Below are 12,954 nucleotides of genomic sequence, written 5' to 3' on the forward strand. Positions count from 1 at the left end.
CCGACGCGGTCGGCGAGCGCGCGCAGGAGCTGGCCCAACAGTTCCTGCGGATGCAGGTGATGCAGCGCCCCGGTGGGCCGGCCCTTACCGCGGGGGGACCGCACGCCGTCAAGAATCCATGCCTCGCTCATCGTGATCCTTCCAGCTCATCCAGGTCGGCTTCCGGACCGTCGGGGCGGGCACCGGCCCCGGTGGGAGCGCCGGCGTCGATGACGGCTCCGGCTCCGGTGTCGGTAACGGCTCCGGTGTCGGTAACGGCTCCGGTGTCGGTAACGGCTCCGGTGTCCGCGTCGGTCTCGGCACCGGTTTCGGCACCGGCACCAGCGCCGAAGTAGGTCGATTCGAGGGCGGCGGCGCGCCCGGCGATCTCCGCGGTGGTGCCGCTGGCCACCAGGTCCCCGTGGACGAGCACGGCGGCCCGGTCGGCGACCTCCAGGGCGAGGTGGACGTGCTGCTCGACGAGCAGCACCCCGGCGCCGGTGTCGTCGACGATGCGCCGCAGCACCGGCAGTAGGCGTTCGACGATGACGGGGGCGAGGCCGAGGCTCATCTCGTCCACCATCAGCAGGCGCGGCTTCGACGTCAGGGCCCTGGCCATGGCCAGCATCTGCTGCTCNCCGCCGGAGAGCAGCCCCGCCCGCCGGCCCAGCAGCGGCTCCAGCGCCGGGAAGTACGACAGCGCGCGGGCAAGGTCGCCCTTGCTGCGCGCGGCGGCGAGCCGGAGGTTCTCGGCGACCGTGAGCTGGTAGAACAGCGAGCGGTCCTCCAGCACGTGGGCGAGCCCCTCGCGGGGCGCCCGGTGCGCCGGGCGGCCCCGCACCGAGCGGCCGAAGACTCGGATGTCGCCCTTCATCACCGGGTTGAGGCCCGAGGTGGTCAGCAGCGTCGTGGTCTTGCCGGCGCCGTTCGGGCCCAGCAGGGCCACGATCTCCCCGGCGTGCACGGTCAGGTTCAGGTCGCGGACCATCGCGACGCCGGCATAGCCGGAGTACAAGCCCTCGATTTCCAGCAGCGCGGTCATATTCCCGCCTTCGTGCCGAGGTAGGCCGCCCGGACGCGCTCGTNGGCGACGACCTGCGCCGGCGTGCCGTGGGCGATCCTCGTCCCGAACTCGATGACGTAGACCTCGTCGCACACCCCCATCACCAGCCCCATATCGTGGTCGACGAGCAGGATCGACACGCCGGCCTCGACGATGCGCCGCAGCCGGCGGCCGAACTGCTCCGACTCCGTGGTGTCCAGCCCCGCCGCCGGCTCGTCCATGCAGATCAGCGCGGGCCGGGCGGCGAGGGTGCGCCCGGCGCCGACCAACTTGCGCTGGCCGTGGCTGATCTCGGTGGGCAGCCGGTCGGCGAGGTGGGCGATGCCGAGGACGTCCAGCGCCCAGTCCACGTCGGACTGGTCGCGCTGGCGGCCGGGCCGGACCAGGTCGAGCAGGAACCCGCCGACCGTCTGCCGTTCGGCGCCGACCTGGAGGTTCNCCCGCACGGTGAGGTCCTCGAACAGTTCCAGCGACTGCCAGGTGCGGCCGAGGCCCAGGCGGGCCCGGCGGTGGGCCGGCTCGCGGTCGACGCGCTTCCCACGGAAGTGGATCGCACCCTGAGTGCGGGTGAAGCCGGAGATGCCGTCGATGAAGNTCGTCTTGCCGGCGCCGTTGGGGCCGATGAGCCCCACCAGGCGGNCCTCGTCGACCCGCAGGTCCAGCCCGTTGACGGCGTGCAGGCCGCCGTAGACGACGCTCATCGACTCGGTGCGCAACAGCTCGGTCATCGGGCGTCTCCCGCCACCGCGGGCGTCGCCCCGGCGGACCCGCTCACGTGGGCCCCGGCGGCGGACCCGGACGCAACTGGGGTGGCCGCGGCAACCGGGGTGGGCGACGCGGCAGGCGGGGTGGGCGCACTGGACGGGACAGTCGCGGCGGGCTTGGTGGACGCGGCGGGAACGGTGGTCGAGGTCGCCACGTCCGCCGGCGTCGCCACGTCCGCCGGCGTCGCCACGTCCGCCGGGGTGGGTGGGTCCGCCGGGGTGGGTGGGTCCGCTGCGGTGGGTGGGTCGACCGGGGCGGGTGGGTCCGCCGGGGCGGGCGGTCGGAATCGTCGTTGCAGGGCCAGCAGGTCGGTGCGGACCTTGCCGGCGACGCCCTCGGGGTTCAGCACGGCGGTGACGACCAGGCCGAGGCCGCCGAGCAGCAGCACGAACTCGTCGGGCAGCCCGAACACCCGGTTGAGGACCGTGAACCCGAACCCGCCGCCGACGAGCAGGCCGCCGGTGACCGCGCCGCTGACGCTCGCGATCCCGCCGAGGTAGGCGAACGCGAAGAACATCAGCGACTTGTCGTAGAGGAACTTGTCGGGGGTGACGTTGCCGGTGCGGTAGGCGATGACCGCGCCACCGACCCCGGCGATGAACGCCGACACCCCGAACGCCAGCACCTTGACGGCGGCGACGTTGACCCCGGCGGCCGCGGCGGCCCGCTCGTTCGAGCGGATGGCCAGCATCTGCCGTCCGGTCAGCGACCGGCGCAGGTTCGCGACGAGGTAGCCCAGCGCCACCACGACGACGAGGCAGAACACCAGGGTCAGCGGGTTGGGCTGGGTGCCGTCCCCGATGGCGACGCCGAGGACGTGGTGGGTGGTGGTGTCCTGGGAGCGGATGAGCGACGGCGTCGTCACGGTCGCGCCGTCGTACCCGCCGTTGATCCAGGAGTTGGCGAACACGACCTTGTCGACGGCGACGGCGAAGGCGAGCGTGGCGATCGCCAGGTGCACCCCGCGCACCCGCAGCGCGGGCAGCGCCACGAGCACACCGGCGACGACCGCGACCGCCGCGCCGGCGAGGATGGGCAGCGGGAACGGNCAGCCGTGGTGCGTCGACAGGCTCGCGACGGTGTAGGCGGACAGGCCGGCGAAGCTGGTCTGGGCCAGCGAGATCTGCCCGATGTAGCCGGTGAGCACGACGATGGACAGGCAGATGACGATGCCGGTCAGCGTGTTGGTCAGCCCGTCGCGCAATGCCGGCGACAGCAGGAACACCCCGGGGATCAGCGCCACGACGGCCAGCCCCGGCCCGCCGTAGCGCAGCGCCCACGGCCGCGCCGTCGGCGAGAACGGCAACCGGCCCGGCCCCAGCACGCCGCGCGTGGGCAGCGACTGCCCGCGCAGGGCCAGCACCGCCACGATGACGACGAGCGGCACGAGCAGGTCGACCCCGGGCACGGGCAGCCCGCCGGCCTTCGGGAACCANCTTTCGTTCGCGCCGAGGAAGGTCACCAGCGAGACCTGCATGCCGAGGCCGAAGGCGGCCAGCGTCGTCCACCCGAAGGAGGTGAAGCCGCCGACCAGGGCGGCGGTGACGGCCGGGACGATCAGCGCCGGCATGGTGTTCGGGTCGACGGAGGAGTTCACCGAGGCGACGAAGATGCCGAGCAGCCCGGTGACGACGGTGGACAGCACCCAGGTCGCCGCGGCGAGCCGGTCGGCGGAGAAGCCGAGGACCGTGGCCCCCTTCTCGTTCTCGGCGGCGGCCCGCACGGCGAGGCCGAAGCGGCTGCGCTGGAACAGCGCCCAGAGCGCCACGGCGAGCACGAGCACCAGGCAGACGACGAAGAGCTGTTCCTGGGTGATCTTGAAGACCCCGAGGTCGACCTGCGTCTTGTCGACGAACGGCAGCGGCCCGACGACCTGCGTCGTCGTGGAGAACCGCCGGACGACGACNGCCTGCAGGAACAGCAGCACGCCGACCGAGGCGACCACCTTGGCCAGGACNGGGGCGTGCCGCAGCGGCCGGAACACCGCGACGTGCAGCACCAGGCCGAACAGGGCGCAGAACACCAGGGCGAGCACGAGGGCCGGCCAGAACCCCATCGCGGCGCCGAACGACACCGAGGTGGGCCAGTGCGGCACCGAGAACGAGTCGTCGCCCGCCAGGTGCACGAGACCCTCGATGGGCGCGAGCGGGTTGGGCAGCGGGGGGAGGAACAGGTCGCCGTGGGCCCNCAGGTCGGCGTAGACGTAGGCGGCGTACATCNCCACGGCCGCCCCTGCCAGGTTGACCACCCCGGACCCGCGGTAGGTGANGACCACGCCGAGGGCGATCGCCGCGACCAGGGCCCCGAGGGCGAACCCGCCGCCGGAGAAGAAGTTGGCCCGGTAGTCCCCCTTGGCGAGGATCACCGCGAGCAGCGCCACCACCACGAGGGCGGGAACGCCCGTGCGTAATCGTGCGGAGGGAGTTCGGGGTCGCGTCATTCGTCCAAGCTCCTGTTCCCGGCGGGCTGGCAGGCCCCGGTCACCGGTGGCGGTGCGACGCGGCGCGCGGGCGGGCCGGCGGCTTCCGCCGGCCCCGCGAGCAGGCCCGCCGGCGCGTCGACGGCCATCTGTGACCGCCGGGACCGACCGCCTCCCCGGAGCGCCGATCGCGTTCCCGGCGGGGCCGCCGACCGCTGCGGCCTGCGAGGTAGGAGCAAGGTATGCGGGCGGCAGATTTATGTCAACCCACGAGTAGAAATTAATCCGCGTCACACTGGCCCGCGCTCGGGCGCGCACGCGCGCAGGCCGTGAAAGATGCACTGGCGAGGGCCCCGGCGGGGCGGACCGGCCGGCGGGGCGCGTGGCCCGGCGGGCGGATCGAGCGGCGGGGAAGGTGGCCCGGCGGGGGCTGGCCCCGCCGGGCTCAGCGCAGGACGAGGGCGACGCAGGTGTCGGCGAACGCCTCCGGCGAGTCGCGCCGGGCGTCGAACCACTTGTAGGACCAGCTCGTCATGCCGATGACCGCGTTCGCGACGAGCCGCGGGTCGCCCGGCGGGATCGCCCCGGCCGCCATCGCGGCCTCGACGGCGAGGATGAACTGGCGCAGGTAGAGGTGCTCCTTGTGGCCGACGTCGGCGAGGTCGGCATGCTCCAGGCCGGCCCGCTGGTCGAAGAACACGGCGAACAGAGCGGGATCCCGGGTGACCAGCAGCGCCTGGTGGCGGATGAGCGCGGCGAGCCGTTCGCGCGGGTCGGCGAGGTGCGCGAGCGTCTCGACCTCGGTCAGCGCCACCGTGATGGCACGCTCGAAGACCAGGCGGAGCAGGTCGCTCTTGCGCTTGACGTAGTAGTAGAGGCTGGCCTTGCGCAGGCCCATCGCGGCGGCCACGTCGTCGAGCGAGCCGGCCTCGTACCCGTGGGCCTGGAAGACGTCCGCCGCCACCCGCACGATGTTCTCCAGCCGATCGCGGTACTCCTGGCTGGGTTCGAGGTTGCGCGGGCGGCCACGCTTGCGCGGCGGGTCGGACTGAGTCGTGTTCATGGGCTCCTCCGCAGGGCTCCGCACGCCCCGGACGATATCGACCATCCGACCAGCAGGTAGATTGCCCGTCGGCGAGCTCTAGCTTACGGACCGAAGGCGTCCGGACCAGTAAGGGTCGCGCAGCTCACGCTTGAGGACCTTCCCCGCCGCGTTGCGGGGCAGCGCGTCGACCAGGTCGATCGACGTCGGGCACTTGTAGGCGGCGAGNCGGNCACGGGCGAAGGACACGACGTCCTCGGTCGTCGGGGTCCGGCCCGCCTCGGCGACGACGACGGCCTTCACCGTCTCGCCCCAGCGCTCGCTCGGCACCCCGATCACCGCGACGTCGGCGATGTCGGGATGGGACATCAGGACGTTCTCGACCTCGGCCGGGTAGACGTTCTCCGCCCCGGTAATGATCATATCCTTGACCCGGTCGTGGATGAACAGGTAACCGTCCTCGTCGAGGTAGCCGGCGTCCCCGGTGCGCACCCAGCCGTCCTCGAGCAGCGCCGCTGTCTCGCGCGGGTTGTGCCAGTACCCGGGGGTGTTCTGCGGCGAGTGGATCCAGATCTCACCGACCTCCCCGGGCTCGGCGTCGGCCCCGGTGTGCGGCGGGACGATGCGTACCCGGGCCCCGGGCACCGCTCGTCCCGCCGAGCGTAACCGCCCGGCCGCTCCCGCCGTCGCGACCTCCCTGTCCGCCCCGACCGCCTTGTCCGCCCCGAGCGCCCCGAGCGCCCCGGCCACCTCCGCCGTCCCGCCCGCGCCCGTCCCGGCGGTCTCGAGGGCCCGGCGATGATCCTCCGGCGTCAGCATGGTGACGGTGCCCGCGGTCTCGCTCAGCCCGTAGACCTGCACGAAGTCGCAACGGAACGTCTCGATCGCCCGGACCAGCACGGCCAGCGAGATCGGCGAGGCCCCGTAGGCGATCGTGCGCAACGACGACAGGTCCAGCTCGGCGATGCCCGCCACGCCGAGCATCGTGCGCAGCACGGCGGGCACCGCGAACAGGTTCGTCACCCCGTGCTCGACCACCGACCGCAGGATCGTGTCGGGATGGGCCTCGCGCAGCAGCACCGTGTGGCAGCCGGCGTGGAAACCGCTGAGCGAGTAGCCGCTGCCGGAGATGTGGAACAGCGGCATGGCGACCAGGTTCACGCTGTCGGGCCCGAGGTCGAGCGTCTCCCCGGCCATCCGCAGCAGCGACAGCAGGTTGTGCTCGGTCAGCATCACGCCCTTCGGCAGGCCGGTGGTGCCCGAGGTGTAGAGCTGGATCCGCACGTCGTCGGGCTTCGCGCACAGCCCGGGATCGATCGCGGGCGCGGCGTCGACCCACTCGTCGTAGTCCTGATGGTCAACCTGGTGACGGACCTCGTCATCGCCCTCGTGACGGGTCGAACCGCCGACCACGATGATCTTCTTGACGCCGGGGAGCTCCGCCTCGACCGCCTCGACGGTCGCCGCGAACGCCGCGCCGACGACGAGGACCCGGGCCTGCGCGTCGGCGATGATCGCCGCGATCTCGACCGGCGCCAGCCGCCAGCTCACCGCGACGCTCACCGCCCCCAGCTTCGCCCCGCCGAAGAGCAGCTCGTAGTACTGCGCGGCGTTGGCGTCGAGGTAGGCGACCCGGTCACCGGCGCCGACCCCCTCGCCGGCCAGCGCCTGGGCGACCTGGTTCGAGCGGGCGTCGAGCTGGGCGAAGGTGACGGTGTGCCCGTCGGCGGTGAGCGCGGGCTGGCCGCCGCGCTCGGCGCCATGGGTACGGATCAGATCGGCGATGGAGCTGATCGGCATGTCGGTTCCTCGATCCTCGCGGCGACGACCCGCAGACCGTAGGAGCCTCGCCGTATTAATGTCAACCCACGAGTCGAGTAAACACACGTCCCCAGGGGGTCCCTCGTGATCACTCTCCTCGGATCCGCGACCTGGCACAACGGCCACGTTGACGGCGCCATCCGGGACATCCGCCGCCCGTTACCCGAGGACGNCCTGCTCAGCGGGGCCGTCCTGCGGATGGGTGACCCCGATGCGGGCCCCGTCGTCGCGATGTCCATCGAGGGCCGGATCTTCCCTCGCAAGGCCCCCGTGCACCTGCACAAGAGCGACAGCTTCCGGATGGCGCTGGGCGAGNCGATCCGGGTGGGCGGCACCAGCTACGCCCACGGTGAGTTCCGCCTCCAGCGGGCCGACGCCTTCTANGGCCCGGAATACTGGACCGACGAGGTAGGCACCAACCAGCTCCTGCTGATGGCCGACCGGCGCGGGCTCAAGCCCTACCTGACCGACGCGCAGCTCCAGCGGCTCGCCGACACCGCCCTCGCCGACGACGTCAGTCTGGAGGGGGTGGCGATGCTCCCCCGCGACGCCGACGTTCCGCACGCCATCGCCAACAGCTTCGGCGCCGTCCTGCGCCCGAGCCACTTCGACGCCGGCTTCACCGACACGACCCGATGGTCGACGCTCGGCGACGGCAGCCGCCTGGCCGCCGTCGCGCTGGGACACCGTGAGTCCGGGGTGCTCCTGCTGTGCTGGGACCGGCCGGCGGGCGCCGCCGCGCTGCCCGCCTTCCGGCTCGGCACCGACCTGGTCCGCCTCGTCGTCGAGGGCTCCTGCCACATCGACGATCCGGGCGCCGGCGGGGTCGAGCTCGGCCGTCTCGGCTTCCGGCTCCAGCAGGAGGGCACCTGGCACGGGGCGTCGCGCTCCGGCCCGGCCGGGTCGAAGGAGNTGTGGATCGTCGCCGACCGCCGGGCATGGCCGCCGCTCACCGCGGCCGGGCCGGNCGAGGGACCGCTGGCGGAGGCGGGCGCCGAGGTCGCGGCGCTGACCTCCCGTCTGGCGAGCGCCGCATGAGCGCCGCAGCCGTGGAGACGGTGGGGGTGATCGGCGCGGGGGTGATGGGTACGGGGATCGCGCAGGCGGTAGCGGTGGCCGGCGGCGCGGTGGTCTGCGTCGACACCAGCGCCGCGGCCCGCGAGCGCGCCCGCCGCCAGCTCGTCGAGGGCCGCTTCGGGCTGCGGGCCGCCGTCGAGCGCGGGAAGCTGGCCGCCGCGGACGTCGACCGGGTCGCCGCGAGGATCTCCTGGGAGTCCGAGCTGTCGGCCGTCGCCGGCGCGGCGGTGGTCATCGAGGCCGTGCCGGAGGACCTCGCCCTGAAGGTCCGGGTGTTCCGCGAGCTCGACCGGGTCGCCGCCGCCGGCGCGGTCCTCGCCACCAACTCCAGCGGCTTCCCGGTCGGGGCGCTGGCCGCGGCGACCGACCGGCCCACCCGGGTCCTCGGCTGGCACTGGTCGTCGCCCGCGCAGATCATGCGCTTCGCCGAGATCGTCGTGACCGAGCACACCGACCCGGACGCCGTCGCGACGGTGACCCGGCTCGCCCACGGGCTGGGCAAGAACCCGGTCGTCGTGCGCGACGCCCCGATGGCCTGGGGCTACGTCGCCAACCGGGTGTACTGGGCGGNGGTGGCCGAGGCGCNCCGGATCGTCGCCGAGGGGGTCAGCACCGAACGCGACGTCGACCAACTGCTGGTCGACTGCTTCCGCTGGCCCGTCGGGCCGTTCACGATGATCCAGGGCGCCACGGCAGGCTGGACGTAGCCAGCTCGCAGGCTCCCCGATCCATACTGGATCATGGTGTTCCGCGGAACCGCACCACATCCCAACCCCAGCCCCAGCCCCAGCCAGGCGATCTTCGTGTTCCGCGGAGCCGGACAACCCCGTCGCAGCCTCCCAGACTCCCCCGCCCGGACTATTCTCAGGAGCGCACGATGCCCGGTCTCACCTTTGATCTGTCCGGCCGCACCGCCGTGGTCACCGGCGCCAGCAGGGGCATCGGCGCGGCGTGCGCGCGTGCCCTCGACGCCGCGGGCGCGCGGGTCGCCGTCGTCGCCCGCGGCGGCGCGGGCCTGGCCGCCGTCGCCGACGGGCTCGCCAACAAGCCCGTCACGATCAGCGCCGACCTCACCGTCGAGGACGACGTCCGGCGGGTGGCCGACCAGGCCCTCGACGAGCTCGGGGACGTCGACATCCTGGTGAACAACGCCGGGCTCGGCTGGCACCAGCCCCCGGAGGCCATCACGGCGAAGCCCCTGGACCTGCAGCTCAACCTCAACCTGCGCAACGTCATCCTGTTGACCTCGTGGCTCGCGCCGTCGTTGCTGCGCCGGCGGGGATGCGTGGTCACGATGTCGTCGGCGGCGGCCTACGGCGGGGACGTCGAGCAGGCCGTCTACGCGGCGACGAAGGGCGGGCTGAACACCCTGACCCAGAACCTGGCCACCGCCTGGGGCGATCGGGGGGTGCGGGTCAACGCCGTCGCACCCGGCTTCGTCGACACCGACATCTGGCAGCCGCTGATCGCGGCCCTCGGCGAGGAGGGCTACCAGCGGTTTCGCCGGGCGACGGCGGCCGGCATCCCGCTGCGGCGCTGGGCCAGCGCCGACGAGATCGCGACCGTCGTGCTGTTCCTGTGCTCCGACGCGGCGTCCTACCTCACCGGCCAGACACTCGTCGTCGACGGCGGCGGCGCCCCCCTCCCGAGCCGGCATCTCCCGACCTGACCCGAGCCGCCGGCGCGGTGGCTCGGCGGGCGGCGGGTCGGCGGCCGACCGCGCCGCCGCTGGGCCGCTGGGCCGGTCAGCCGGTCAGCCGGTCAGCCGGTGACGAGGATCGTCGAGCGGTTCGTGCCGGCCATGCCTCCGGTGATCACGGCGGTGCGGGCGGCGTCGACCTGGCGCTCTCCCGCGTCGCCGCGCAACTGCTGCACCGCCTCGATCACGGAGCCGAACCCCTGCGTGGCACGGCCCTCGCTCAGGTTGCCCCCGTGCGTACATACCGGTACCCGGCCGTGCAGCCGCAGCCGCTGCTCATCGTCGGACCACGACTCGCGCAGCAGCGCCGGGCCCTCCCCCGGCCCGGTGTACAGCGCCTCCAGCCACAGCATGGCCAGGATCGAGAACCCGTCGTACGGGTAGGNGAGATCGATGTCGGCGGGGGTCAGGTCGCTGCGGGCGAACAGGTTGCCGACGGCGCGGCGGGCGGCGAGCCCGTCCGCCTCCGGCCACAGCAGCCCGTCGTTGCGCTCCGGCAGGGCGCTGGCGAACGCCTCGACCAGGACGGACGGATGCGGCAGGTCGCGGGCCCGGCGCTCGGTGGTGACCACGACGGCGAGCGCGCCGTCGATCGGCGCGTCCATGTCGAGCAGGCACATCGGATCGTCGATCATCGGGGCGGCGAGGTAGTCCTCGACGGTCATCGGAGTGCGGAACACCGCCCGGGGGTTGCGGGCGGCGTTCGTCCGGTTGTTGACGGCGATCCGGGCGAAGTCCTCCCGGGTGCTGCCGTGGCGCACCATGTGCTCCCGCATGACCCGCGCGGCCCACAGCATCGAACCGCCGTGTTCCACCAACGCGTGATCGAGGCCGGGGTCGAACTCGTGCGCCGGGGCCTGCCGCAGCGGGTCGCCGCGGCCGACGACCGAGGTGTTCGCCCACCGGTACTTGCCGTGGTAGCACAGCGCGTAGTCGCAGTTGCCGGTCAGCACCGCGTTCGCCGCCGTCGACAGCGCCGTGACCGACGGCGGCTGCGCCGTGTCCCACCAGCGGACGTCGGGCAGTCCCAGTGCGTCGACGACGTACCCGGGCCAGAGCGTCGGCGAGTCCGTGCCGTACACGCCGACGACCCCGTCGATCGCGTCCCGCGCGACCCCGCTGTCGAGGACGGCCGCGCGGGCGGCCCGGGCGACGAGGCTGCCCGGTCCCACGCCGCTGTCCCGCGCCAGCTCCGACCAGCCGATCCCCACGATCGCCGCCCGCTCCCGCCCGCTCATGCCCCCGCCTCTCCCGCGCCACCGACTGGCCCGAACTGCGGATACACGCCGCCGGCGTCCTCCCACCAGCCGAGCGCCAGCGACATCCCGAGCGTGATCCGCTCCGGCTCGATCCCCACGATGCGGGCCAGCAGCCGGACGCCCGGCGCCTCCGTCAGCGCCACGACCCCGCTGACCACCGGCGGCGACCCGGGCGCGACGCGGGGCCGCGAGTACGACACCAGCCGGCCCGCCCCGGCGAGCGCGGTCCCCACCAGGGCGTCCGACCAGCAGCCGGGGCAGAACGGCCGCGGCGGGAAGACCCAGGTGCCGCAGTCCTTGCAGCGGTCGACGCGCAGCTCCCGCCGCTGCCACCCCTGCCACAGCTCGACGGTGTCGTGATTGATCCGAGCCATCCTGACCCCCAGCCGCCCGGCAACTTTTTCTCGACTCGCGGGTCGAGCATATATCCAGGGCCTGGTCGACGACGTCGTGGAGGGAGAGCGGGAGAGCAGAAGGACCGAACAGGGACAGCGGCGTCGACCGTCAGGGTCGTACGGGTGACGGTCTCGATCGGGGAGCGTAATCCCGAGATCGGACGCCTTGCCGTTCCCCGCGCGGCTGGTCGCCGCCCTGGCGGCGGCGGACGCGATGGGCGGCGATCTGCGCGGCCGTCAGTCCGCCGCGCTGCGGGTCGTCGACCCGGCCACGTCGTCGGGTGAGACGCGCAGCGGGCGACCGGTCGGCGGCGAGGTCGACCTGCGCGTCGACGACGCCCGCGACCCGATCGGCGAGTTGCGCAGGCTGTGGGACCTCCACCGGTCCTTCCAGCATCTCCTGCACGCCATGAACCCCGACGGCCGCTACGAGGACCTGGCCCACATCGAGGCCGCGCTGGCGATCACGCCCGACGACCTGACCGCCGTGGGCGCCGCCGCGCTCGCACTCACCCGGGCCGGCAGGCTCCGCGACGCCACCCCCTTCCTCCGCCGCCTGGCCGCGGAGGAACCCCGCACCGCCCTGCGCCTACGCCGGCTGGCCGCCTCCGGACGTCTCGACCCCCGAACCGCCCACGCCGCACTCCAGCTCCTCGAAGACCCGCCCGGCTGAGGCGCGTATCGCGGCGGACCTCGGGTGCCTCGGGGCTGGATGCGGTGCGTTTCGTAGATGCGAACTCCTCGACCGCACCAGCTTCGCCACCTACGACCAGACCCGCGCTGCTGCTCTCGACGTCATCGAGGCACCCGTCATGGGGAGACCTCTTGTCCGCAAGAAGGTCGAGCAGTCACCTCCGCTGGGCCCAGACACTAATCGCGACCTGCGGTATGTCGAGGAACGCGGGATCGTCCAACAGTGCGAAGAAGCCGGTGAGCTCCTCCTCTCCCAGCAGGCCGTCGGCGACAAGCGACGGTCCCACCCGTTTGATGAGCGTCGCCCATCGATCCGTGGTGAGGCCACCCATCCGGCCAGGGTGAACTCGCCGAAGTACCGGGCGACGNCCCAGCGTCTCGGTCGTCATCCCCTCTCGGCTGGTAGCAGCGTCTCAGAAGCTGTCTGGGATCTTGATGTTTGTGTGCTGAGTGTGGTCGCCTGGGTCGAGGTCGACGTGGTGGTGCGGTCGGTGGTGGACGGTCTGGTGATGGTTCGGTCTGACCCGTATCCCTCTGATCTGTCCGANGNGGAGTGGGCGTTGGTGGAGNCGTTGCTGCCGCCGGTGTCGAAGGATGGGCGGAAGGAGGCGCATCCTCGCCGGGAGATCGTGAACGCGATTCTGTATGTGACGCACGCGGGGTGTAGCTGGCGGTCGTTGCCGCGGGACTTCCCGCCGTGGGAGACGGTCTACGGCTTCTTCGCCCGCTGGCATGACAAGGG

At 72.9% G+C, this 12,954-nt stretch carries 8 protein-coding genes and 17 pseudogenes; 6 read left to right on the forward strand and 19 right to left on the reverse strand.

Features of this window, described 5'->3' with window-relative positions; translation table 11 throughout:
- From UK94_RS67400 to UK94_RS27530, 17 genes and pseudogenes are all read right to left on the reverse strand, one after another.
- Positions 1 to 131 (reverse strand): annotated as a pseudogene (locus tag UK94_RS67400) (acetyl-CoA C-acyltransferase); the annotation flags it as partial.
- Positions 128 to 616: pseudogene (locus tag UK94_RS67405) on the reverse strand (ABC transporter ATP-binding protein); the annotation flags it as partial. The pseudogenes UK94_RS67400 and UK94_RS67405, both read right to left, overlap by 4 nt.
- 1 nt (position 617) lies before the next feature.
- Positions 618 to 1,021: pseudogene (locus UK94_RS67410) on the reverse strand (ATP-binding cassette domain-containing protein); the annotation flags it as partial.
- 44 nt (positions 1,022 to 1,065) lie between these two features.
- Positions 1,066 to 1,480 (reverse strand): annotated as a pseudogene (locus tag UK94_RS67415) (ATP-binding cassette domain-containing protein); the annotation flags it as partial.
- A gap of 1 nt (position 1,481) precedes the next feature.
- Positions 1,482 to 1,636, reverse strand: a pseudogene (locus UK94_RS67420) (ABC transporter ATP-binding protein); the annotation flags it as partial.
- Position 1,637: 1 nt separating this feature from the next.
- A pseudogene (locus UK94_RS67425) lies at positions 1,638 to 1,681 on the reverse strand (hypothetical protein); the annotation flags it as partial.
- A 1-nt stretch (position 1,682) separates the two neighbouring features.
- Positions 1,683 to 1,770: pseudogene (locus UK94_RS75230) on the reverse strand (ABC transporter ATP-binding protein); the annotation flags it as partial.
- Positions 1,767 to 2,855: branched-chain amino acid ABC transporter permease (locus tag UK94_RS67430; protein ID WP_235490200.1), on the reverse strand; the 1,089-nt coding region annotated here is incomplete at its 5' end. The gene UK94_RS67430 and the pseudogene UK94_RS75230, both read right to left, overlap by 4 nt.
- Position 2,856: 1 nt before the next feature.
- Positions 2,857 to 3,242: pseudogene (locus tag UK94_RS67435) on the reverse strand (ABC transporter permease); the annotation flags it as partial.
- A gap of 1 nt (position 3,243) precedes the next feature.
- Positions 3,244 to 3,590, reverse strand: a pseudogene (locus UK94_RS67440) (ABC transporter permease); the annotation flags it as partial.
- 124 nt (positions 3,591 to 3,714) lie between these two features.
- Positions 3,715 to 3,764 (reverse strand): annotated as a pseudogene (locus UK94_RS67445) (hypothetical protein); the annotation flags it as partial.
- A gap of 1 nt (position 3,765) precedes the next feature.
- Positions 3,766 to 3,994, reverse strand: a pseudogene (locus tag UK94_RS67450) (hypothetical protein); the annotation flags it as partial.
- Positions 3,995 to 4,027: 33 nt separating this feature from the next.
- Positions 4,028 to 4,075: pseudogene (locus UK94_RS67460) on the reverse strand (hypothetical protein); the annotation flags it as partial.
- A gap of 1 nt (position 4,076) precedes the next feature.
- A pseudogene (locus UK94_RS75235) lies at positions 4,077 to 4,247 on the reverse strand (hypothetical protein); the annotation flags it as partial.
- 424 nt (positions 4,248 to 4,671) lie between these two features.
- Positions 4,672 to 5,289, reverse strand: a complete 618-nt coding sequence (locus UK94_RS27525; RefSeq protein WP_011604237.1) for a TetR/AcrR family transcriptional regulator — start codon at positions 5,287 to 5,289, stop codon at positions 4,672 to 4,674.
- A 78-nt stretch (positions 5,290 to 5,367) separates the two neighbouring features.
- Positions 5,368 to 5,496 (reverse strand): hypothetical protein (locus UK94_RS67465; RefSeq protein ID WP_235490214.1); only part of this gene is annotated, 129 nt, incomplete at its 5' end.
- 5 nt (positions 5,497 to 5,501) lie between these two features.
- Positions 5,502 to 7,068: pseudogene (locus UK94_RS27530) on the reverse strand (AMP-binding protein); the annotation flags it as partial.
- A 1,055-nt stretch (positions 7,069 to 8,123) separates the two neighbouring features.
- Here UK94_RS27530 and UK94_RS27540 point away from each other — a divergent pair.
- From UK94_RS27540 to UK94_RS27545, 3 genes and pseudogenes are all read left to right on the forward strand, one after another.
- Positions 8,124 to 8,736, forward strand: a 613-nt coding sequence (locus UK94_RS27540) for a 3-hydroxyacyl-CoA dehydrogenase family protein (protein ID WP_268761673.1), incomplete at its 3' end; no start/stop codon positions are given.
- A 16-nt stretch (positions 8,737 to 8,752) separates the two neighbouring features.
- Positions 8,753 to 8,873: pseudogene (locus tag UK94_RS67470) on the forward strand (3-hydroxyacyl-CoA dehydrogenase family protein); the annotation flags it as partial.
- A gap of 170 nt (positions 8,874 to 9,043) precedes the next feature.
- Entirely contained in the window at positions 9,044 to 9,835 is a 792-nt protein-coding gene (locus UK94_RS27545) for an SDR family oxidoreductase (protein WP_011604233.1), read from the forward strand.
- Between the two features lie 1,264 nt (positions 9,836 to 11,099).
- Here the strand turns inward: UK94_RS27545 and UK94_RS27555 are convergent.
- Positions 11,100 to 11,498, reverse strand: a complete 399-nt coding sequence (locus UK94_RS27555) for a zinc ribbon domain-containing protein (protein ID WP_055752119.1) — start codon at positions 11,496 to 11,498, stop codon at positions 11,100 to 11,102.
- 187 nt (positions 11,499 to 11,685) lie between these two features.
- Between UK94_RS27555 and UK94_RS27560 the strand changes: the two genes are divergently transcribed.
- Complete coding sequence (locus tag UK94_RS27560) at positions 11,686 to 12,192, forward strand: DUF1028 domain-containing protein (RefSeq protein WP_041939278.1); 507 nt, start codon at positions 11,686 to 11,688, stop codon at positions 12,190 to 12,192.
- A 175-nt stretch (positions 12,193 to 12,367) separates the two neighbouring features.
- On the opposite strand, the gene UK94_RS34840 is transcribed toward UK94_RS27560, so the two are convergent.
- The coding region (locus UK94_RS34840) for a hypothetical protein (protein WP_235490203.1) at positions 12,368 to 12,580 on the reverse strand (213 nt) is incomplete at its 5' end.
- 75 nt (positions 12,581 to 12,655) lie between these two features.
- Between UK94_RS34840 and UK94_RS67475 the strand changes: the two are divergent.
- Positions 12,656 to 12,759: pseudogene (locus UK94_RS67475) on the forward strand (IS5/IS1182 family transposase); the annotation flags it as partial.
- Positions 12,760 to 12,782: 23 nt separating this feature from the next.
- A pseudogene (locus UK94_RS67480) lies at positions 12,783 to 12,954 on the forward strand (transposase); the annotation flags it as partial.

The organism is Frankia sp. AvcI1 (genome assembly GCF_001420875.1).
Taxonomy (GTDB): domain Bacteria; phylum Actinomycetota; class Actinomycetes; order Frankiales; family Frankiaceae; genus Frankia; species Frankia alni.

Excerpts from the sequence above, each read along its gene's own strand:
- UK94_RS27555 (WP_055752119.1), bottom strand. The coding sequence starts at position 11,498 with ATGGCTCGGATCAATCACGACACCGTCGAGCTGTGGCAGGGGTGGCAG.
- UK94_RS27545 (WP_011604233.1), top strand. The coding sequence starts at position 9,044 with ATGCCCGGTCTCACCTTTGATCTGTCCGGCCGCACCGCCGTGGTCACC.
- UK94_RS27525 (WP_011604237.1), bottom strand. The coding sequence starts at position 5,289 with ATGAACACGACTCAGTCCGACCCGCCGCGCAAGCGTGGCCGCCCGCGC.